The 20,903-nt window shown below is 77.0% G+C and carries 11 protein-coding genes; 5 read left to right on the top strand and 6 right to left on the bottom strand.

The window, feature by feature from the left end; genetic code table 11:
• Positions 1–62: 62 nt before the first annotated feature.
• A complete protein-coding gene (locus ABEA77_RS16260; protein ID WP_345647362.1) occupies positions 63–764 on the bottom strand; it encodes a TetR/AcrR family transcriptional regulator in 702 nt (233 codons plus the stop codon).
• A 251-nt stretch (positions 765–1,015) separates the two neighbouring features.
• Here ABEA77_RS16260 and ABEA77_RS16255 point away from each other — a divergent pair, with 251 nt between their 5' ends.
• On the top strand, positions 1,016–1,780 hold the full coding sequence (locus ABEA77_RS16255) for an SDR family oxidoreductase (RefSeq protein ID WP_345647359.1): 765 nt from the start codon (positions 1,016–1,018) through the stop codon (positions 1,778–1,780).
• Between the two features lie 7 nt (positions 1,781–1,787).
• On the opposite strand, the gene ABEA77_RS16250 is transcribed toward ABEA77_RS16255, so the two are convergent.
• The 3 genes from ABEA77_RS16250 to ABEA77_RS16240 all read right to left on the bottom strand — a co-directional run bounded on the left by ABEA77_RS16250 (position 1,788) and on the right by ABEA77_RS16240 (position 5,933).
• Positions 1,788–3,092 (bottom strand): MFS transporter, encoded by a 1,305-nt coding sequence (locus ABEA77_RS16250; protein ID WP_345647356.1) that lies wholly within the window; start codon positions 3,090–3,092, stop codon positions 1,788–1,790.
• A gap of 703 nt (positions 3,093–3,795) precedes the next feature.
• Positions 3,796–4,866 carry a FecCD family ABC transporter permease gene (locus tag ABEA77_RS16245; protein WP_345647354.1) on the bottom strand — a complete coding sequence of 357 codons (1,071 nt, stop codon included), beginning with the start codon at positions 4,864–4,866 and terminating at the stop codon, positions 3,796–3,798.
• Entirely contained in the window at positions 4,863–5,933 is a 1,071-nt protein-coding gene (locus tag ABEA77_RS16240; protein ID WP_345647351.1) for a FecCD family ABC transporter permease, read from the bottom strand. The genes ABEA77_RS16245 and ABEA77_RS16240 overlap by 4 nt, the downstream gene beginning before the upstream one ends.
• 55 nt (positions 5,934–5,988) lie before the next feature.
• Here ABEA77_RS16240 and ABEA77_RS16235 point away from each other — a divergent pair, with 55 nt between their 5' ends.
• Together ABEA77_RS16235 and ABEA77_RS16230 are read left to right on the top strand one after the other, a co-directional pair.
• Positions 5,989–7,050, top strand: a complete 1,062-nt coding sequence (locus ABEA77_RS16235; protein ID WP_345647348.1) for an ABC transporter substrate-binding protein — start codon at positions 5,989–5,991, stop codon at positions 7,048–7,050.
• A gap of 194 nt (positions 7,051–7,244) precedes the next feature.
• Positions 7,245–9,431: an MMPL family transporter gene (locus ABEA77_RS16230; RefSeq protein WP_345647346.1), complete on the top strand. Its 2,187-nt coding sequence runs from the start codon at positions 7,245–7,247 to the stop codon at positions 9,429–9,431.
• Here the strand turns inward: ABEA77_RS16230 and ABEA77_RS16225 are convergent.
• The gene (locus ABEA77_RS16225) at positions 9,408–10,001 is read right to left on the bottom strand and encodes a hypothetical protein (protein ID WP_345647343.1); all 594 of its coding nucleotides are present in this window, start codon (positions 9,999–10,001) and stop codon (positions 9,408–9,410) included. The genes ABEA77_RS16230 and ABEA77_RS16225 overlap by 24 nt on opposite strands.
• 439 nt (positions 10,002–10,440) lie before the next feature.
• Here ABEA77_RS16225 and ABEA77_RS16220 point away from each other — a divergent pair, with 439 nt between their 5' ends.
• Entirely contained in the window at positions 10,441–11,658 is a 1,218-nt protein-coding gene (locus ABEA77_RS16220) for a WS/DGAT domain-containing protein (RefSeq protein WP_345647340.1), read from the top strand.
• Here the strand turns inward: ABEA77_RS16220 and ABEA77_RS16215 are convergent.
• Positions 11,607–12,779 (bottom strand): SDR family oxidoreductase, encoded by a 1,173-nt coding sequence (locus ABEA77_RS16215; protein WP_345647337.1) that lies wholly within the window; start codon positions 12,777–12,779, stop codon positions 11,607–11,609. The two genes, ABEA77_RS16220 and ABEA77_RS16215, sit on opposite strands and share 52 nt — an antisense overlap.
• A 345-nt stretch (positions 12,780–13,124) precedes the next feature.
• On the opposite strand from ABEA77_RS16215, the gene ABEA77_RS16210 reads away from it, so the two are divergent.
• Positions 13,125–20,876, top strand: coding sequence for an SDR family NAD(P)-dependent oxidoreductase (locus tag ABEA77_RS16210; RefSeq protein WP_345647334.1), 7,752 nt, complete (start codon positions 13,125–13,127; stop codon positions 20,874–20,876).
• Positions 20,877–20,903 lie beyond the last annotated feature (27 nt).

Below are 20,903 nucleotides of genomic sequence, written 5' to 3'. Positions count from 1 at the left end.
GCTGCGCCCTTCTTCTCGATCGAGGTCGCCCCGCCCGATTAGCGGAGCCGACTCCGATTACGTTACCACGAATCGGAGCCCACTCCGTTTTCCGTTGTCCCGGCGGTCCCGGCGGTCCCGGCGGCCGTGCCGGGCGCGCCCGCCGTGCCTCCTGTACCCGCCATGTCGGGCGCGTCGGGTGCCCCGGGTGCCTGCGAGGCCGCCGCGGCGGCGGGGGTCAGGCCGTCGAGCAGCAGGGCGATCAGCCGGGACGCGAGGTCGCGCCGGTCCTCGTGGCCGCTGATGAGGGTGATGCCGCCGAGCGCCATCAGGACGTCGTGGGGGACGGCGTCCCGGCGCAGCCGACCGGCCGCGGCCCCGGCGTCGATGAGCGCCGTGACCGCCTCGCCCAGGGCCGCGCGGCTCTGCAGGCGCAGCCCCTCGCGGGCCGCGAGGATCGACGGCAGGGCGTCCGCCATGCCCCGCTTGGTGAGCATGTAGTCCACGAACGCCTCCATCCACAGGCGCAGCGCGGCCATCGGCCCGTGCTCCGCGAGCAGCCGCGGCGCCGACGCGCAGAGCCGGGCCGTCTCGCTGCGGTACGTGGCCTCGATGAGGTCGTCCCGGGTCGGGAACCTGCGGTACAGGGTCCCGATGCCCACCCCCGCCTCCGCGGCGATCGCCTTCAGTGACGTGTCGGCGCCGTCCTGGGCGAACGCGCGCGCGGCCACCTCCAGCAGTCGCTCGTGGTTCGCCTGCGCGTCGGCGCGAAGTGGGCGGGGCATCCTGTTCCTCCTGGTGCGCGGGGCCTGGGGCGCGGAACGGTCGCCGGGTTAACCGGACTCTGCTCCACTTCTTGCAGTGTAGGGAGCGGGCCGCGCGCCCGCCTCCCGCGTGTCCGGACCCGCTCCCGCACGCGGCCCCGCCGGCCGGGGGTTTGCGCCCCGCGCCCCGGTGGCAGCCGGTCCTGGCGGCAGGAGCGTCCCGGTCGGCGGGCGCGCGCCGCCCGACCCGTAGCGAAAGAGGGGACCCGAGCGTGCTGAAGGACACCACGGCCGTCGTCACGGGCGCGTCGAGCGGCATCGGCGCCGCCGTCGCGGAGGCGCTCGCCGCCGAGGGCGCGTCGGTCGCCCTGCTGGCCAGGCGCCGTGACCGGCTCAACGGCCTCGCCGAGGCGATCAACGCGCGCGACGGCGGTCGCGCCGAGGTGTACGAGGCCGACGTCACCGACCCGGACGCGGTGCGCGCCGCGGTCGACGCGGCGGCCGGGCGCGGCGGCGACAGCAACGGCATCGACATTCTCGTCAACAACGCGGGCAGCGGAACCTGGGGGCCCGCGCTCGGCGCCGAACTGGACGACTGGCACGCCACGGTCGACGTCAACGTCGGCGGCGTACTGAACGCCACCCACGCGGCGCTGCCCCACCTGGCGCGTGCCGCGGACGCCGCGCCGCGCGGCGTCGCCGACCTGGTGACGGTCAGCTCCCTCGCCGGCCGCCGGGTGCCGGGGCCCGACAGCAACGTGTACGCGGCCACCAAGCACGCCGTCGGCGCCTTCTCCGAGGCGCTGCGGCAGGAACTCGCCGAGCGGCACGTCCGGGTGGGCGTGGTGGAGCCCGGCATCGTCGTCACGGAGCTGACCACGGCCGGCCGCCCCCACGCCCCGGACGCGACCCGCCCCACCGGCTACGGCCTGCTGCAGCCCGAGGACGTCGCCGCCGCGGTCGTCTTCATGGTGACGAGGCCCCGCCATGTCGCCCTCAACGAGATGCTCGTGCGGCCCACGGAGCAGACGTGCTGACCCGGCGTCACTCCGCCCCGGCCGCCGTGCCGCGCGCGCCCGCCGGGGGAGTGGCGGGCGCGGGGCCCGGCGGGGTGCCGGCGCGGGTCTCCGGCACGTAGCGGATCAGCAGGAACGCCACCACCGCCGCCGAGGCCGCGGTGAAGAGGAACGACGAGGTGTAGCCGGCCTGGGCGGCCAGCAGGGCGAAGAGAACCGGGCTCAGCGTCTGGCCGCCCTGCCCGGTGAAGCGCCACAGGCCGAGGAACATCCCGCGGCCCTCAGCGGGCGCCACGTCCGCGCCGACCGTCTGGATGGACCCGCCGGTCAGCGCCTGCGCCGCCACCCCGGCCAGGAAGAGGACCACGTACCAGAGCAGCGACAGGTGGAAGAAGGCGGACGCGGCGAGCGCGCCCATGGCGAGTGCGACCCCGGTGAAGCCGGGGACCATGGTGCGCTTGCGGCCGTAGCGGTCCATCAGCCAGCCGCTGACGAAGCCGATGGGCAGGGTGATGGCGGCGGCCGCCGTCGACAGGTAGCCGATCTGGGCAGGTCCGAGACGGTAGGCGAACGCCGCGTACAGGTGGAGCAGGTCGGCCTGCACGGGCCCGCGGGTGAGCCCCGCGAACAGGGCGACCCCGAAGTACACGAGCCGGGGCAGCACGATCCGGCGCAGCGCCGCGAGCCGCCCGCCCTCGCGCCGCCCGCCGGACTGCCGTGCCGCCGGGGTCCGTTCGCGGCGCGGGGTGTCCTCGGCGAAGAGGTACGCCGGGACGAGGGCGGCGAGCGCCAGCACGCCGTAGACGACGAACGGGGCGCGCGGACCGCCGCCGCTCGCGAGGAAGCCGCCGACCAGGGGGCCCGCCAGCTTGCCCGAGTTGTTCATCCCGAACAGCCAGCTGACCTCGCGGCCGCGGCGGTTGGCCGCCGCGCCGTGCGAGATGGCGGCAAGGCGGGCCATCAGCCACATCTGCGCGGCCACGCCGTCGAAGAACCGCAGCGCGAGCAGGACGGGGAACGAGTGGGTGAACACCACGGCGAACGCCATCAGCGCGGTGAGCACGGGACCGCCGAGCAGGACGGCCCGCCGCCCGAAGCGGTCGATGAGCCAGCCGGAGGGCACGGTGCCCGCGAGGTTGCCGAGGACGAAGGCGGTGACCACGCCGCTCGCGGAACCGAAGCCGACATGAAAGGACTTGGCGAGCGTCGGCACCGCGGGCACCGCGATGCCCGTGCCGAGCGAGAGCACGAACGCGGGCAGATAGGTGGAGAACACCGCCTCGCGGGAGAGGGGGCCGCCGCCCCGGGCCGGAGCCGTCTCGGACCGTGGCATGCCATCCCCTCCCCGGCGCCGGTGCCTTCGGGACCCCTCTTGCGACTCCTCCGCAAGAGCGACCGCCTCGCGGACAATAGTCATACCATTGGGCCGCTCGCAAGGGTGCGGTGGGGACGCGTTCCCCGAGGTCGGAGTGGCACCGCGACCGGCTCAGCGCGCCGGGAGCGGCCGGGCATGTACGGCTGGCCGGGGGCTCGCCGGGAGCGGCCGGGCGTGTACGGCTGGCCGGCTGCGCGCCGATCGGGCCCTTCCCGGAGCGGCCGGGCGCGGGGGCGCGCGCCTCCGGCCCCACCCGCCTGCGGCGCGCGGCAGGGGGCCCGGGAGGCGGTGAGCCTGTGCCCGAGCGGCGCCCTTTCGCTGGTGGAGGACCGGTTCGGCGGCGGCCGTCAGCCGCGGAACCGCGCCGGACGTCCCGGGCTCGGAACCACGCCCGCCGGCCTGGCCTCCGGCCGCGACGGGCGACACGGAGCCCGGGCCACCGGTGACGCACCCGCCCACGCCGGCCACCGCAAGGGCCGTAACCGCCACGGCGGGCGGCCGTTCGCCCCCGACCGCGAGGCGTGCCGGCAGCGCGACACCGTGGAGCGCTGCATCGAGAAGACCAAGCAGTGCCGCGCCCGCTCACCCGCTGCGACCAGACCGCCCCCGCCACCTCGCCGCCGCCTTCGTCCGGTCCGCGCGACGCGCCGAAAGGGACCGCCTAGCGTTCGCGGGAGAGCAGCCAGAGCAGGTACAGGCCGCCGAGCGCGCCGGTGACCAGGCCCACCGGGATCTGGAACGGCGCGAGCACGCGCTGCGCCAGGAAGTCGGCCGCGACCAGCAGTACGGCGCCGGTCAGCATGGCCGTGCCGATCGGCGCGCCGGGGGAGCGGGTGAGGCGGCGGGCGAGCTGGGGCGCGGCCAGCGCGAGGAACCCGATCGGGCCCGCCACCGCGACGGCCGTGCCCGCGAGCGCCACGCCGAGCAGCAGGGCGAGTGCGCGCACCCGTCCCACCGGCACCCCGAGGGCGCTCGCCGTGTCCTCGCCCATCTCCAGCAGTCGCAGCGGGCGGCCCACGCCCAGCGTCAGCGCGGCCAGCGGCGGCAGGCAGACGGTGAGCGGCAGCACCTGCGGCCAGGACACGGCGTTGAGGCTGCCGAACGTCCACGCCTTCGCCGCCTCGGCCGACTCCAGGTCGGCCCGGGTGATCAGTAAGTCGTTGACGGACGACAGCATCGCGCCGACCGCGATCCCCGCGAGGACCAGCCGGTTGCCGAAGACGCCCCGGGACGCGGTGATCCCGTACACCGCGGCGGCCGTGGCGAAGCCGCCGAGCACGGAGCCCGTGCCGACACCGACGCCCGTGCCGCCGCCGCCCGCGAGCAGCACGACCAGGGCGCCGCTGGTCGATCCCGTGGTGAAGCCGATGACGTCCGGGCTGCCGAGCGGGTTGCGCGACAGGCTCTGGAACAGCGACCCGGAGAGGCCGAGCGCCGCGCCGACGAGCAACGCCGCGCAGACGCGCGGCAGCCGCTGGTCGACGACGATGAAGTGGTCGGTGCCCGAACCGCCGCCCGCGAGCACGCCGAGGGCCCGGGACGCGCTGATCGCGTACGTACCGGTGAGGACGGAGGCGGCGCCGAGGGCGAGGCAGCAGGCGAGCAGCACCGCGCCGACGGCCACCGCGCGGCCCGAGTACCGCAGGGCGCGCCCCGCGGGCAGCCGCAGGACCCGGCCGGGCATGCCGGCCGCGGGGCGCGCCGCGTCCGCGACCCGTGCGCCGCCGCTCATCCGCGCACCCCCGCGTGCCGTACGACGAGCCACAGCAGCGCGGGCGCCCCGGCGAACGCGGTGACGATGCCGACTTCCAGTTCGCCGGGACGGGCCACCACCCGGCCCACGACATCGCTCACCAGCAGCAGCGCCGCGCCGCCCGGCACGGAGTACGCGAGCAGGCGGCGCAGGTCGGGGCCGAGGAGCAGCCGCAGCACATGCGGCACGACGAGGCCCACGAAGGCGATGGGGCCCGCGGCGGCGGTCGACGCCCCGCACAGCAGCATGATCGACGCGAACCCCGCGGCCCGCACCCATGGCACCCTGAGGCCGAGCGCGGCGCCGGTCTCCTCGCCGAGCGCGAGCGCGTTGAGCGAGGGCCCGAGCGCCAGGGCGATCAGCGCGCCGGCGGCGGCGAACGGCACCACCGCCGTGAGCACCTGGGTGCCCCGGTCCTGGAGCGCCCCCACCACCCAGAAGCGGTACGAGTCGAAGGTGTCCGTGTCGAACATGGTGAGGATGCCGGTGCAGGCCCCCAGGCTCGCGGAGAGCGCGGTGCCCGCGAGCACAAGCCGGGTGTGCTGACCGCGCGCGCTCGCCCGCGCGGTCAGGGAGTAGACGGCGAGCGCCGCGAGCACGGCGCCCGCGAAGGCGAACCAGATGTAGCCGGACACGTCGGTGACATGGAACGCGGCGATCGCCACCACCACGGCGAACGACGCACCGGAGTTGACGCCCACCACCCCTGGCTCGGCCAGCGGGTTGCGGGTGATCGCCTGCATCACCACCCCGGCGAGTGCCAGCGCGGCGCCCACCACGACCGCCAACGCGGTCCTGGGCACCCGCAGTTGCCAGACGATGATCGCGTCGGGGCTGCCGTCGTCGTGCCACACCACCTGCCACACCCGGGCGAGGGGGACGGTCTGCGCGCCGACCGCGAGGCTCGTCAGGACCAGCACCGCCACGAGGGCGCAGCACACCGCGACGGCGGTGAGGCGGCGGGCCGGTGAGGGCCGGCCCGCCGGGCGGCGCTCCGCCGTGGCGGCCGGCAGTGTCGCGACGGCCGGCCCTGGAGTGTGATTCATCGCATGTCTGTCATATCTACGCATCGGAACTTAGCGAAGCCTAAGCTAACCCGCTGTGAAGCGCTACCGTAACAACCTGCTCACCCGCCTCCTCAGCACCACCGCCGTGGCCGGTCTTGTCCTCGTCGGCGGCTGCTCGGCGAGCACGGACGCCGCGTCCCCCGCGGCCGTTTCCGGCACCGGCGGCCCCGCGAGCCCGCCGGCCACGACCGTCCACACGGCGCCCCGCACGGTGCCCGCCGGGATGGGCAGCGACACCCCGGACGGGGCATTCCCGCGCACGGTCCGCCACTTCGAGGGCTCGACCACCGTGCCCGAGGCGCCGAAGCGGGTGGTGGCCATCTCCACGGGACAGGCCGACGCCCTGCTGACGCTCGGCGTCGTCCCCGTGGGCTCGACCCGTGGCGACGGGGCGGACCTCGTACCGCAGTACCTCAAGGACGACTTCCCGCAGGACGCCGCACGGGTGGCGAAGACGGCCGACCTCGGCTCGCGGCTCGCGCCCAGCATCGAGGCGGTCGCCAACGCCAAGCCCGACCTGATCCTGATGAACACCGCGGGCAAGAACGCCAAGGCGCTCTACACCTCCCTCAGCGCCATCGCGCCCACCGTCGCCACCGAGGGCACGGGCCTGTACTGGAAGCAGGACTTCCTGCTGGTCGCCGCCGCCCTCGGCAAGACCGGGCAGGCCCAGAAGTTCCTCGACACCTACCACGCCGACGCCGCCAAGCTCGGCACGTCCCTGAACAAGCCGGTCACCGTCTCCTTCCTGCGGCAGAACGGCGACCGGCTGCGCGTCTTCGGCGTGCCGTCCTTCACCGGCAGCGTCGCCGAGGACGCGGGGCTCGGCAGGCCGAAGACCCAGCAGTTCGCGAAGACCTCCCAGGACATCAGTGAGGAACAGCTCAGCCGCGCGGACGCCGACTGGATCTTCTACGGGGTCCAGGGCGGCACCGCCAAGGCGTCCGCCCTCACCAAGGCGCCGCTGTGGCCCACGCTCTCCGCGGTGGCCGCCAAGCGCGCCGTCCCCGTCGACGACGACGTCTTCTACCTCAACACGGGCCCGACGGCGGCCCGCGACGTCCTCGCCACCCTCAAGCAGCACCTCCAGCCGTAACCCGGCAGGCACACCGCCCTCCCTTCCCTTCCCGGCCCGCGCCGGGTGCCGCGCCGCGTCAACACGCCGCCGTGGCGCCCGGCCCTGCCCGTACGCCGTGCTGACGCACCGGTGACGTAGCGGCCCGGCCTTCGTTGGGCGTTCCGCGGTCCGCCCCGCCACGGGGCCGGGCGCACGGAGCGGAGGAGAGCGGCGTGTTCCACCGGCTTGGACGTTTCGACGCGGCGCGCAGGGGCTGGGTGCTCGCGGGCGCGCTCGCCGTACTCCTCGTCTCCTGCTGGGCCTGCGCGGGCCTGCCCGCGCGGCTCAGCTACGGCGGCTTCATGGCGCCGGCGGCCGAGGCGAGCCACGCGGCCGACGCGATCAGGACCGAGGTGGGGGAGGGCGGCGCCGATGTGCTCGCCACCTTCCGCAGCCCCCGGCTGACCGCCGCCGACCCGCGCTTCCGCGCCGCGGTCGAGGGCGCCCTGCGCCACGCGCCGGCCGGCACCGTCCAGCGGGCCACCACCGCCTGGGCCACCTCGGACCCGCTGCTCGTCTCCCTCGACCAGCACGCCACCGTCGTGCCGGTCCTGCTGCGCGGCGACGGCGAGACCGGCCGCACCCGCAACTACCTCGCCCTGCGCGACGCGTTGCACCCGCGCGGCCTGACGGTCTCCTGGACCGGGCCGAGCGCCGTCATCTCGGAGATCGTCCAGCGCTCCCAGCGTGACCTGGTGCGCACCGAGGTGCTCGCCCTGCCGCTGATGATCCTGCTGATGGTCTTCGTCTTCCGCGGGGTCGTCGCCGCGCTGCTGCCCGTGGTGGCCGGCGTCCTGGCGACCGGCGCGGCCCTCGCGGCACTGCGCGCGGTCGCCGGCTTCGTCGAAGTGCCCCATGTGACGGTGAACCTGGTCGTCGCCATCGGGCTCGCCGCGGGCGTCGACGCGGGGCTGCTCATCGTCAGCAGGTTCCGCGAGGAGCTGCGCGCCGGGCGCGCCCCCGCGGAGGCGGTCGCCGTCACCGTCGACACGGCCGGGCGCACGGTCGCGCTCTCCGGCGTCGTCATGACCTTCATCGCCGTGGGCCTCGCCTTCTTCCCGCTGGGCTTCGTGCGCGCCCTCGGCATCGGCGCCGCGGTCGGGCTGCTGGTGGGCGCCCTGGTCACGGTGACCGTGCTGCCCGCCCTGCTCTCGCTGCTCGGCACCCGGGTCGACGCGCTCTCCCCGGCGTGGCTGCGGCGCAGGAACACCGGCCGCGACGGGGTCCTCTGGGGGCGGGTGGCGCGCACCGTCATGGAGCGGCCCGTCGCCTACGTCCTCGCGGTCTCCGCGCTGCTGCTCGCGCTCGCCGTGCCGTTCCTGCACACCGTCATCGGCTTCCCCGACCAGCGGATGCTGCCCCCGGGCGCGCCCGCGCGGGTCGCGGCCGACGACATGCGGCGCGACTTCGCCGTCTCCGGGCTCGGCACCCTCCAGGCCATCGCCACCTTCGACCGCCCCGTCGACGCGGGAACCGGCCGCGCCGACCTGCTGGCGTGGACCCGCGAGCTGTCCGAACTGCCCGGCGCCCGCGGCGTCATGGTCGCCGGCACCGAGGGCACGAGGGCCGTCGTCTACGTCGGGCAGAGCGAGGGCGTGGAGAGCGACTCGGCCAAGCGGCTCGTACGGTCGGTGCGCGCGCTGCCCGTACCCGGCGGGCGGGGCGTCCTCGTCGGCGGCGCGTCCGCCCTCGCCGTGGACACCATGGACACCTTCTTCCGGCTGCTGCCCGGGGTGCTCGCGTTCATGGTCGCCACCACCCTGCTGCTGCTGACGGTGGCGCTGCGCTCGCTGGTGCTCCCGCTGAAGGCCCTCGCCATGAACGCGCTGTCCGTCTGCGCCTCCTTCGGCGCCCTGACCTGGATCTTCCAGGACGGCCATGCGAGCCGCCTGCTGGGCGCCGAGCCCACCGGCTACGTGGACGCGCTCGCGCCCGTCGTGATGCTGTTCCTGCTCATCGCGGTGTCCATGGACTACGAGCTGTTCCTGCTGCTGCGCATCCGCGAGCAGTACCGGCTGCTCGGGGACGACCGGGAGTCGGTGGCCGTGGGGCTTGAGCGCTCGGGCCGGGTCGTCACCGCCGCGGCGGCCGCCGTGCTGCTCGTCACCGCCTGCTTCGCCACCAGCGGCGTCGTGATGGTGAAGGAGATCTGCGTCGGGGTCTTCCTCGCGGTACTGATCGACGCGGTCCTCGTACGGGCCGTGCTCGTGCCCGCCGTGATGCGGCTGCTCGGCGCGGCCAACTGGTGGTGGCCGGGGTCCTGGCGCGGCCGGCGCCCGAAGGGGGAGCCGGGAGCCGCGCCCGCGGTGCGGCTCCCGGCACCCGCCGACGGGACGTCAGCCGAACGTCAGCCGCGCTGAGCCGTTGCCCGTGCCGCCCGCCAGCCGGCCGGCGGTCCAGCAGTCCTTGCCGATGCCCGGGTCGTCCACGGTGATCTGCACGCCCACGGAGCCCGCGAACAGGCCCTTGGTGATCTGCACGTCCTCCGCCGCGAACGCCACGTTGCCGTCGGCGTCGTCGGTGAAGCGGAGCCTGCCCGTCGCGGTGCTCGTGCCGACCTGCTCGCCGGTGGGGCCGATCCACTGCGCGGTGCCCGTGCCCGTGCCGAGGGCGCTGGCGCAGGTGCCGTCCGCGGTCCCCTCCAGGGTGACGTCGACGCGGGAGACCACGGCGGAGCCCGTGCAGTCGCCGGTGACGGTGGCCCGGTAGTCCGCCGTGCCGCTCTGGTCGCGCTGGAGGACCCGCGCGGGGTCGGCGGGCTCCACGGTGGCCTTGCCCTTGCAGGTGAGCGGCACCGGCACCACGGGCGCCTCCGCCGCGGCCCGCGCGGGCGGCTGCTGGCCGAGCAGGGCCACCGCCGCGGCCGAGGCCGCGAGCAGCCCCAGGGCCGTGGTGTGGACGAGGGCGCGGGTGCGCCCGTTCGCTGGCATCACGTTCTTCTCCCAGTTCAGGCCGCGCGGCGCGCGGGCCGGGTCCGACGATGCCCTCAGATGATGGGGGGCCGCTGCGCCCCGGCGGGCCGCCGGAACGGCAGGTTCACCCGCTCGGTCACGCAGGTGCACCCGTTGTCGTGAAGACCCGTCAGAACCGCTGACCGGCACCCGGGCCGCGCGCCCCGGCCCCCGCCGGACACCCCGCGCTCGTACGGCCCCGTCCCGCCTCCCGGGGGCCCGTCCCCGGACCCGCCGGACCCGCCCGGCCCCGGCTGCGCGCCCCCGTCGCTCCCGCGACCCGGCTGCGTGCCGCCCGTCGCTCCCGCGACCCGGCGCCGCCGTTCCCGTAACCCCGCCCCCGCGGCGCGCGTTGACCCGGCGGCCGGCGCGGGGGCCTTGCCGGCGGATGCGGGACGGGGAGACGGGAAGAGACGACATGGCAGGCACGCAGCGGTTTCCCGACGCCGCGCTCGACGCCTACGGGGCCGCGCACCCGGGCACAGGCCTGGGCATCGGCGCGGTGCTCGAACTCACCGGGCCCCCGCCGTCCCGCGCCGAGGTGGCCGCCTCGCTCCGGCCCGTGGCCGCGCTGCTCGGCACCGGCGACCCCCTGGGGTGCGTCGAGGAGCCCGCCGAGGCGGCGGGGCGCGGGCTGCTGGACGTCGCGGGCGACCTGGTGGGCCGGGCGCTCGGGCCACGCCGCTGGTCCTGCGCCCAGGTCACGGGGCTGCCGGGCGGCACCTTCGCGCTGGTGTGGCGCGCCGACCACCGGCTGCTCGACGGTGCGGGCGTCGCGGGCGCGCTCGCCGCCTGGGCGGGCGTCCCCGCGCGGGCCACCGCCGCCGCGCCCCGCGCAGGGGCGCGCACCGGCTGGCGCGTGCTGCCCGCCGATCCGCTGCGGGCCGCCTGGCTGTGTGCCAGGCCGCTGCTCGGGCGCCGCCTGCCGGGGGCGCTGCCCGCCGCCACCGCCCTGTCGTACGCCTGCGCCGCCGTGCCGCTCGACACGCTGCGGGACGCGGGCCGCGCGCACGGCGCGAGCGTCAACGACGTGTACCTCGCCGCGCTCGCCGGGGCGCTGCGCGCCCGCCCCCTGCCCGGCGCGACGGGCCGCGCGGTACGCGCCCTCGTCCCGGTGAACGTGCGGGGCGCCACCGACGCCGCCGTACTGCACAACCGGCACATCCCGCTCAGGCTCGACCTGCCCGTCACCGAGCCCGACCCGGCCCGCCGCCTCGCCCTGGTCGCCGCGCGGACCCGCGGCGGCGTCCGCGCGCTCGGCCACCCCCTCGTGGGCGCCGTCTACCGCGCGCTGCCCGCCGCGGTCGGCGGCCTCCTCGTCGAGCGGTACTTCGGCGAGGGCCGCGCCGACCTGCTCGCGAGCAACGTGCGCGGTCCCGCCGACCCGCTGCGCGTCGCGGGCCGCCGCGTCCTGCGGGTGCTGCCGCTCAACTTCCTGCCCGCTGCCCACCGGTTCTCCGCCGTGCTCGCCACCGCGCAGGGCACGGCGGGCGTCGGCTTCACCGTCGCAGGGCCGCGCGCCGAGGCCGAGGCGCTCGCCGCCGCCTGGACGGCCGAGGCGCGGCTGCTCGCCGCCGCGGCCGATCAGGCCACGACGGGCGGCTCAAGCGCCCCGCCCATGGCCCCCGCCAGATAGGCCGCGTCGACGGGCACGGGCTCAGGCAGGCCGGGCGCGTCGTGCAGCAGGTGCGTCCTGTCGTACGTCCTGCGCTGCGCGGTGAACACCAGCAGCGACGCCAGGTGGTGGGCGAACAGCGCCTCGTACGGGTCCGGGTCGCGCACCTCGTCCACCAGCTCGACGGTGAGCCCCGGATACAGCAGCCCCAGCACCTCGGCCGCCACCGCGAGCGGCGTGTTCCGCGGATGCGTCAGATGCACCGTGCGCACCCCGGGGCCCCGGCCAGGACCGGCCGCGGCCGCGAGGACCGCGGCCCGCGCCGCGTAGTCCACGGGCACGAGGTTGAGCGCGCCCCCGCCCGTCGCACGCACCCGCACCCGCAGCCCGCTGCCGTGGGCGCTGCCGCCGTCGAGCAGCGCCGCGAGCGCCGGGTCCTCGGCGGCCCTGCGCCGCAGCGCCTCGTGGATCAGCAGCGCCAGCACGGCCAGGGGCTGGCGCCGGCGCCCCGCGCCGCGCACCTGCCGGTCGGACACCAGCAGCGAGGGCCGCAGAACCACGGCCCGCCCGCCGGTGCGCGCGCTCCAGGCGTGCACCGCGCGCTCCGCCGTGTACTTGCTCTCCTCGTACGGCGTCAGGAACCCGTGCCGGTCGGTGAGGTCGTTCTCGCGCACATGGCCCTCGGCGCGGCCGCCCGCGACATAGGCCGTGCTCAGGTGCACGAACCGGGCGCCCGGCGCCAGCGCCGCCAGGTCGAGGACGCGCCGCGTGCCGAGGACGTTCGCCCGGAACAGCGGCACCGGGTCGTCGTGCAGCGCGAGGTGCGCCGCGCAGTGCCACACGGCGGTGCACCCCTCGGCGAGCGCGGCGCGCCGCGCGCCGTCGAGACCCAGGCCCGGGGCGGTCAGGTCGGCCGGCACGTACCGCAGTCGCTCCCGCGGCGTGGCCGTCCCCGCCTCCTCGTCGAGTCCGTCGAGCAGCGCCTCCACACGGGCCCGCAGCGCGGGCTCCGCGCCCCGGCCCAGCACGGTCAGGGGGCTGTCGTCCTCCGGTCCTGACCCGGCGAGTTCAGGCCCGGTGAGCAACTCGCGCAGGACGCGGCTGCCGAGGAAGCCGGTCGCGCCGGTGAACAGTACGGCCATGGCGGACTCCTGGGATCGCGGGGCGGGGGAGCGCCCCGGCAGGGGGGCCGCGTGCCGGGGCGCGAGCCGAGGACACCACACCCCGGCCCCGCGCCGAGCCCCCGCGCCGCCCGTCCGAGCCCCGGCCGCTGGCCGCCGCACGGACCGGGCCCGCCGGATCGACCCGTACGGGTGAAGGCGGACGCCGGGCGCCCGGTCACCGCGAAGGGTGCACTTCGCCGGCGTACCGCCAACCGGGTGTACGGCGACCAGGGCCGGCGGACCGCCGCGTGGCAGTGTGCGTCGCTGCCGAGGCGTGGGGCGGGCAGGGCCTGCCCCGGCGGGCGACACGAGAGGGGTCCCGGTATGCGTCAGGACGAGGCCGAGCCGGTCGCGGTGGTGGGGGCCGCCTGCCGGCTCCCCGGCGGCATCCGGACCCTCGACGGGCTCTGGGACGCCCTGCTGCGCGGCGCCGACCTGGTCGGCGAGGTGCCCGAAGACCGCTACGACGCACGGCTGTTCACCGACCCGGCCATGCCGCGCCGCGGCAAGTCGTACACCGCGGCCGGCGGGTTCCTCGACGACGTGGCGGGCTTCGACGCGGCCTACTTCGGCATCTCCCCGAAGGAAGCCGCCCACATGGACCCGCAGCACCGGCTGCTGCTGGAGATGACCGCGGAGGCGCTGGACGACGCGGCCGTCGACCCGGCGGACCTCGCAGGGTCCGACACCGCGGTCTTCGTCGGGATCTCCGACGCCTCCTACGGCGCCCTCCAGATGTCCTCGCTGCGCACCGTCGGCCCGTACACGATGTCGGGCGCCGCCTCCTCGATCGCCGCGAACCGGCTCTCCCACGCCTTCGACCTGCGCGGCCCCAGCATGGCCATCGACACGGCCTGCTCCTCGTCGCTCGTCGCCCTCGACCGGGCCTGCCGCACCCTCGCGGACGGCACCGCCCGCACGGCCGTGTGCGGCGGCGTCAACGTGCTGCTGAGCCCCTTCCACTACGTGGGCTTCTCGCAGGCGTCGATGCTCTCGCGGCGCGGCAGGTGCGCGTCGTTCTCCGCGCACGCCGACGGCTTCGTACGGGCCGAGGGCGGTGGCGTGGTGCTGCTGAAGCGGCTGCGCGACGCCCTCGCCGACGGCGATCGGGTGCACGGCCTGATCGCCGCGACCGGCTCCAACAGCGACGGCAGGACCATGGGCCTCGCCCTGCCGAACCCCGAGGCGCAGGAGCGGCTGCTGCGCGAGGTCTACCACCGTGCCGGGATCGGCCCCGACGAACTGGTCTACTTCGAGGCGCACGGCACCGGCACTCCGGTGGGCGACCCGGTCGAGGCGCTCGCCATCGGCCGCGCCCTCGGCGTGCGCCGCATCGGCGACGCCCTGCCCATGGGCTCGGTGAAGACCAACCTGGGCCATCTGGAGCCCGCTTCCGGCATGGCGGGACTCTTCAAGGCGCTGCTGGTGCTCAGACACCGGATGGTGCCGCCCGCCCCGCACGACGACCCGCCGCACCCCGACATCGACTTCGAGGGGCTCGGGCTGCGGCTGGTCGGGCGCGCCGCGCCCGTGGAGCCCGCGGAGCCGGGCGCGCGCGCCGTCGTCGGCGTCAACTCCTTCGGGTTCGGCGGCGCCAACGCCCACGCCGTCGTCGCCGAGGCACCGCCCGCGCCCGCCAGGCCCGCGCCGCCGCGCGGCCCGGTGCCGCTGCTCGTGTCGGCGCGTACCGCGACGGCGCTGTCCGCCGCGGTACGCGCCACCGCGGCCCGGCTCGAACGCGCGGAACCCGGCGAGCTCTACGACCTCGCGCACACCTCCTTCCTGCGCCGCGGCCGCCATGAGCACCGCGCCGTCGTCTGGGCCACGACGCCCGCCGCGACGGCACGCGGGCTGCGGGAACTCGCGGGGGAACCCGGCGCCCCTGACGCGACCGGCCCCGGCGGTGCGGCCGGCCGTGCGGCCCCGGCCCCCGGCGCCATCGCCCCCGCCGCGCACAGTGGCAGGACCGCCTTCGTCTTCGCGGGCAACGGCTCGCAGTGGGCCGGCATGGGCGCCGGACTCCTCGCCACCGACCGGGAGTTCGGCCGCGCCGTCGAGGAGGCGGACGCCGCGCTCGCGCCCGCGCTCGGCTGGTCGGTCGCCGAGGTGCTCGCCTCGCCGCCCGGCGACTGGGGGCTCGGCGCGACCGAGGTCGCCCAGCCGCTGCTGTTCGCCGTGCAGACGGGCATCGCCGCGTCGCTGCGCGCCCGGGGCGTCGCCCCCGCCATGGTCCTCGGACACAGCGTCGGCGAGGCGGCCGCCGCGTACGCGTGCGGCGCGCTCACCCTGGCGGACGCCGCCCGCGTCGTCGCCGCGCGCAGCCTCGCCCAGGCGGCCACAGCCGGCACCGGCGCGATGGCCGCGGCGGGCCTGAGCGCCGAGCAGGCCGCCGACGAACTGGCGCCGTACGGCGGCCTGGTGGAGGTCGCGGGCGTCAACAGCGCGCAGGACGTCACGCTCGCGGGTGACGCGGACGCCCTCGCGGAACTCGGCGAACGGCTCGCCGCGCGCGGCGTGTTCTTCCGCGACCTGGGCCTCGACCACGCCTTCCACAGCAGCCGCATGGACCCCGTCGAGGAACCGCTGCGCGCCGCGCTCAAGGGGCTCGCGCCCGGCCCCGTCCAGGTGCCGTTCTACTCCACCGTCACCGGCGCGCGGGCCCGCGGCACCGACCTGGACGCCGCGTACTGGTGGCACAACGTCCGCCGCCCCGTGCGCTTCGCCGACGCGGTGCGGCGCGCCCTGCACGACGGCGCGGGCGTGCTGCTCGAAATCGGCCCGCACCCGGTGCTGCGCGGCTACCTCAGGCGCGCCACGGCGGGCCGCGCCGCCCGCACCGCCGTCCTGTCCACCCTCAGGCGCGGCGCCGACGACTCCGGCGTACTCGCGGCCGCCGCGGCCGGAGCCCTCGCCGCCGGGGCCGCCGCGGAACCCGCCGCCCTCTTCCCCGTCCCCGGCCGCGTAGCCGACCTGCCCGCCTACCCGTGGCAGCGCGAGCGCCACTGGTGCGGCACCCCCGCCTCGTGGGCCAACTCCAGCGGCGACGGCGTCCCCGCGCACCCGCTGCTCGGCGAGCGGATGCCCACCACCGTGCCGAGCTGGGAGGGCGCAGTCGAGCCCGTCCTCGTACCGTGGCTCGCCGACCACCGGCTCGGCGGCTCCGTCGTGATGCCCGCGACGGGCTACGCGGAGGCGCTGCTCGCCGCGGGCCGCGCCGTCCACGGCGGCCCCGTCGAGCTGGCGCACCTCGACGTCAGCGCCAGCCTCGTCGTGCCCTGGGCCGACGCCACCGCCGTGCGGCTGCGCACCAGCCTCGACCCCGACACGACCCTCGCCACCCTCGCGAGCACCGACGAACACGGCCCCGAGCCCCGCGCCCACGCCAGGGCACGGGTCCGCCCGCTGCTGCACCCCCGGCCCGCCCCGCTCGACCCCGGCGCGCTGCGCGCCCGCTGCGCCACCCGGGTCGGCGGCGACGAGCACTACGCCACCTGCGCGGGCGTCGGCCTCGTCTACGGCCCCGCCTTCCGCCTCCTCGACGAGATCCGCCTCGGCGAGGGCACCGCCGTCGCCGCGTACCGCCACGGCGCCCCCGGCGCCCCGTACACCGTCCATCCCGCGCTGCTCGACGGCGCGCTCCAGGCGGGCGTCGCCCTCCTGTACGACCGGCTGCGGGAGCGCGGCGCGTACCTGCCCGCGTCGATCGGCTCCGTACGGGTGTGGTCCACCCCCTCGCCCACCGGCATCGTGTGGGTGGAGGAACGCGACTCGACGGAGAGCGAGGTCTGCTGGGACGTCACCCTCGCCGACCCCGAAGGCACCGTCACCGCGCGCCTCACCGAGTGCAGGCTGCGGCTGTTCCCCATGGCCCGCGCCACGCCCGTCACCCGCCACCACACCGTGGTGCGCGCCGCGCCCCGCGCGGCCCTGCCCTGCGCGCCCTCCCCGCTGCCCGACCCGGCCGCCGCGGTCCTCGCCGCCGCGCCCCGGCTCGACGCCGTACGCGCCGACTGGCGCCACGCCCGCTACCCGGACGCCGCCCCCGCCTACGCCCGGCTCACGGCCCGCGCCACCGCCGCCGCGCTCGCGCGGCTGCTGCCCGACCCCGCCGCCGCCTTCACCGCCGACGACCTGCTCGCCCGCGGCGTGCGCGAGCGGCACAGGGCACTCCTCGCCCTCCTCGTACCGCTGCTGCTGCGCACCGGGGCGGCCGAGGAGGTGCCGGGCGGGCGGCTGCGCCTGACAGAACAGGGGCCCGACGACGGCGCCACGGTGCGCGACGCGCTCGCCCAGGTCCCGGGCGACATCGGCAGGATCGCGCTGACGGTCCACCTCACCCGCCACCTGGAGGCCGTGCTGACGGGCCGCGAGGAGGCGCTCGACCTGCTCACCGCCGAGCCCGCCGCCCACCTCCTTGAGCAGTACTACGACACCGCGCCGCTCTCCCGCTTCCACAACCGCCTCGCCCAGGCCCTGCTGCGCGAACTCCTCGCGCACTGGCCCGCCGACCGGGCGCTGCGCGTCCTGGAGGTCGGCGCGGGCACCGGCGGCACCGCCGCCGCCCTGCTGCCGCTGCTGCCCGCCGACCGCACCCGCTACCACTACACGGACGTCTCCCCGGCGTTCCTGACCCGGGCGCGCGGCAGGTTCGGCGCGTACGACTTCGTCGAGTACGGCACCTTCGACCTGGACCGCGACCCCGGCGAACAGGGCCTGACCGCCCAGGGGTACGACCTCGTCGTCGCGGCCAACGCGCTGCACGCCGCGCGCGACCTGGAAGCGGCCCTGCGCCGCGTCGCGTCGCTGCTCGCGCCCGGCGGCCACCTCCTCGGTTTCGAATGCCACGACGCGGAGGTGCTGCTGCCCGTCTTCGGCGCCCTCGCCAGCTTCCACCGCAGGACCGACACCGCGCTGCGCCCCGACTCGCCGCTGCTGCCGCGCGCGCAGTGGCCCGCGCTGCTTGAGCGGTGCGGCTTCGTCTCCTGCGCGCAGACGGGCGACACCGCGAGCCCCGCCCGCGAGCAGGCCTCCGTCTTCCTCGCCGCCACCGCGATCGGCCCGGCGCCCGCGTCCCCGCCGCCCGCGTCCGTGGTCCACGGGGACACGGCGGACGACCCGCCGCCGGCGTCCGCGCCCGCCGCCGCGTTCGTCGTACACAGCGCCGCGGCCGACGACGCGCTGCGCGCGGCGCTCGCCGACGCGCTCGCCGGGCACGGCGCCGCACTCGCCCGGCGCACGGACGCCGGGGACGACCCCGCCGCGTGGCGGCGCGCGCTGGACGCCGCGGGCCCGGGGGAGCGGGACGTCGTCCTCGTGCTCGGCGGGCCGCAACCCGCCCGGCCCGCTGACGGCGCCGAGGCCGTCGCCCACGCCACCCGCGCCGCCCAGGCGCTGCGGGCCGTCGCCGCGGCCCACCGGGACCTCGGCTCACCGAAGGACGTCACGCTCTGGCTCGTCACCGGGCCGCACGGCGCCGAGGCCACCCCGGGCCCGGTCACCCACCCCGCAGACGCCGCCGCGTGGGGCGTGGCGCGCTGCCTCGCCAACGAGCAGCCCGACCTGCGCTGCCGCCGCGTCAGCCTGCACCGGGGCGCCGACCCGGCGGCCGACGCCGAGCGCCTCGTACGCGAACTCCTCGACCGCGAGGGCGTACGCGACCCGGGCGGCGAGGACGAGATCGTGCTCACCGCGCACGACCGCTTCGTCCCCAGGGAGCGCGCCCTGCCGGCGGCCGTGCCGGCGGGGCGGCGGCCCGTGCCGCCAGGGCAGGGCACCCCGTCTGCCGCCGAGCCGGTGCGGGGCGCCGTGCCGCCGCGGGCGCTGCGCGTGCACAACCCAGGGCTCTCGTACACCCTCGCCTGGCGTGAGATCCCCGAACTCAAGCCCGGGCCGGGGCAGATCGCGGTCGACGTGCGGGCCGCCGCGCTCAACTACCGCGACATCATGCAGACCGTGGGCCTGCTGCCCACCGAGGCGCTGGCCGGCAGCCCGCGCGAGGAGAACCTCGGGCTCGAATGCGCGGGCGTCGTCACCGCCTGCGGCCCCGGCGTGGCGGGCTACGCGCTGGGCGACCGGGTCGTCGGGCTGCTCACCGGCGCCCTCGCCTCCCGCGTCGTCACCCCCGCTGACACCGTGTGGCCCATCCCCGACGGCGTCACCTTCGCCGAGGCGGCCAGCGTGCCCGTGGCCTTCTGCACCGTCCACCACAGCCTGCTCCACACCGGGCGGATGCGGGCGGGCGAGACCCTCCTCGTCCACGGCGCGGCCGGCGGGGTCGGGCTCGCCGCCCTCCAGTACGCGCGGGCCCACGGCGCCACCGTCATCGCCACGGCGGGCAGTGAGCCCAAGCGCGACCTGCTGCGCGCGCTCGGCGTGGAGCACGTGCTCGACTCGCGCTCCCTCGACTTCACCGTGCGGGTCATGGAGCTCACCGGCGGCCGGGGCGTCGACATCGTCCTCAACTCGCTGTCCGGCCAGGCACTCGCCCGCGGCCTCGAAGTCCTGCGGCCCGGCGGCCGGTTCATCGAGCTCGGCAAGCGGGACTTCTACGAGGACAGGACGCTGCCGCTGCGCCCCTTCGGGTCGCACCTCTCCTTCCACGGCGTCGACCTGACGACCGTGCTGCGCGACCCCGGACTGCTCGGGGAACTCCTCACCGACGTCGGCGCCACCCTCGGCGAGGGCGGCGCGTACCACCCGCTGCCGCACACCGTCTTCCCCGCGGCGCGGGTCGCCGACGCGTTCCTGCTGATGCGGCACTCCCGCCACCTCGGCAAGGTCGTCATCGCCTTCGACCCGCTGGACGAGCCCGGCACGTACGAGCCGCTGCCGCGCGCGCCGCGCCTCGACCCGGCGGCGACCTACCTGGTCACGGGCGGCACCAGCGGCTTCGGCGCGGCCACCGCGCGCGCCCTCGCCGCCCGCGGCGCCCGCCACCTCGCGCTGGTCGCCCGCGGCGGCGACCGGGGCCCCGAAGCGGCCGTCGTACGGGACGCGCTCACCGCCGCCGGCGCACGGGCCGCGGTGTACGCGGCCGACGCCGCCGACGCGGACCGGATGCGCGAGGTGCTCGCGGACATCGACGCGAGCGGGCACCCGCTGCGGGGCGTGGTGCACGCGGCGATGGTCCTCGACGACGCGCCGCTCGCCGACCTCACCGCTGAGCGGTTCGCGGCGGTCCTGCGGCCCAAGATCGCCGGGGCCCACGTCCTCGACGCGCTCACCCGGGGCCGCGCGCTCGACTTCTTCGTCTGCTACTCGTCCACGACCGCCATGGTCGGCAACCTCACCCAGGCCGCCTACACCGCGGGTAACCTCTACCTGGAGGGCCTTGCGAGGCAGCGCAGACAGTGCGGCGAACCCGCGCTCACCCTCGCCTGGGGCGCCATCGACCAGGTCGGCTACGCCGCGCGCAACGGCCTGCTCGAAGGGCTCGGCGGCCTCGGTATCGAGTCCCTGCCGCCGGAGACGGCCCTGCGCCACGGCGCCCTGCTGCTCGGCGCCGACCGGCCCGACACCACCGGCGTGGTCGGCGTCGCGCGCACCGACTGGTCCCGCGCCGCCACCCTGCTCCCGCTGCTGCGCGCGCCGCGCCTGCGCGACCTGGTCCCGCCCCAGGCCGGGGACGGCGAGGCGAGCCGCGAGGAACTCCTGCGCATGCTGGCCCGCATGGACGAGGAGTCCGCGCTCGCGTACCTCGTCGACCAGCTGACCCGGCTGCTCGCCGACACCCTCCACATGGAGCACGACGCCCTCGACCCGCACCGCAGGCTCGACTCGTACGGCATGGACTCCCTGATGGCGGCGCAGGTCCTGGTCTCCCTCAACCAGCGCTACGAACTCGACATCCCGCCCATGGAACTCCTGCGCAGCAACGGCACGATCGCCGAGTTCGCCCGCATCGTCCACCTCAGACTCGGCCTCGCCACGGCCCGGGAGCAGCCCGTCCCACCGGCACCCGACACTCCCGTGAGCCCCGCCACACCCGCCGCCATCACGGTCCCCGCTCCCACGCCCCCCGCCACCCCCGAGCCCCCCGCCCGCGAACGCCCCACCGCCCTCCCCGCTCCCCGCTGATCCGGATGCTCGCCGAGAGCCCCGGGG

The organism is Streptomyces tremellae (genome assembly GCF_039540215.1).
Classification (GTDB): domain Bacteria; phylum Actinomycetota; class Actinomycetes; order Streptomycetales; family Streptomycetaceae; genus Streptomyces; species Streptomyces tremellae.
This window is presented reverse-complemented; position numbering and strand designations above follow the sequence as displayed.

Bases quoted from the DNA above. Each gene is read 5' to 3' on its own strand.
- ABEA77_RS16260 (WP_345647362.1), bottom strand. From the start codon at position 764: ATGCCCCGCCCACTTCGCGCCGACGCGCAGGCGAACCACGAGCGACTG.
- ABEA77_RS16250 (WP_345647356.1), bottom strand. From the start codon at position 3,092: ATGCCACGGTCCGAGACGGCTCCGGCCCGGGGCGGCGGCCCCCTCTCC.
- ABEA77_RS16245 (WP_345647354.1), bottom strand. From the start codon at position 4,866: ATGAGCGGCGGCGCACGGGTCGCGGACGCGGCGCGCCCCGCGGCCGGC.
- ABEA77_RS16240 (WP_345647351.1), bottom strand. From the start codon at position 5,933: ATGAATCACACTCCAGGGCCGGCCGTCGCGACACTGCCGGCCGCCACG.
- ABEA77_RS16225 (WP_345647343.1), bottom strand. From the start codon at position 10,001: ATGCCAGCGAACGGGCGCACCCGCGCCCTCGTCCACACCACGGCCCTG.
- ABEA77_RS16220 (WP_345647340.1), top strand. From the start codon at position 10,441: ATGGCAGGCACGCAGCGGTTTCCCGACGCCGCGCTCGACGCCTACGGG.
- ABEA77_RS16215 (WP_345647337.1), bottom strand. From the start codon at position 12,779: ATGGCCGTACTGTTCACCGGCGCGACCGGCTTCCTCGGCAGCCGCGTC.
- ABEA77_RS16210 (WP_345647334.1), top strand. From the start codon at position 13,125: ATGCGTCAGGACGAGGCCGAGCCGGTCGCGGTGGTGGGGGCCGCCTGC.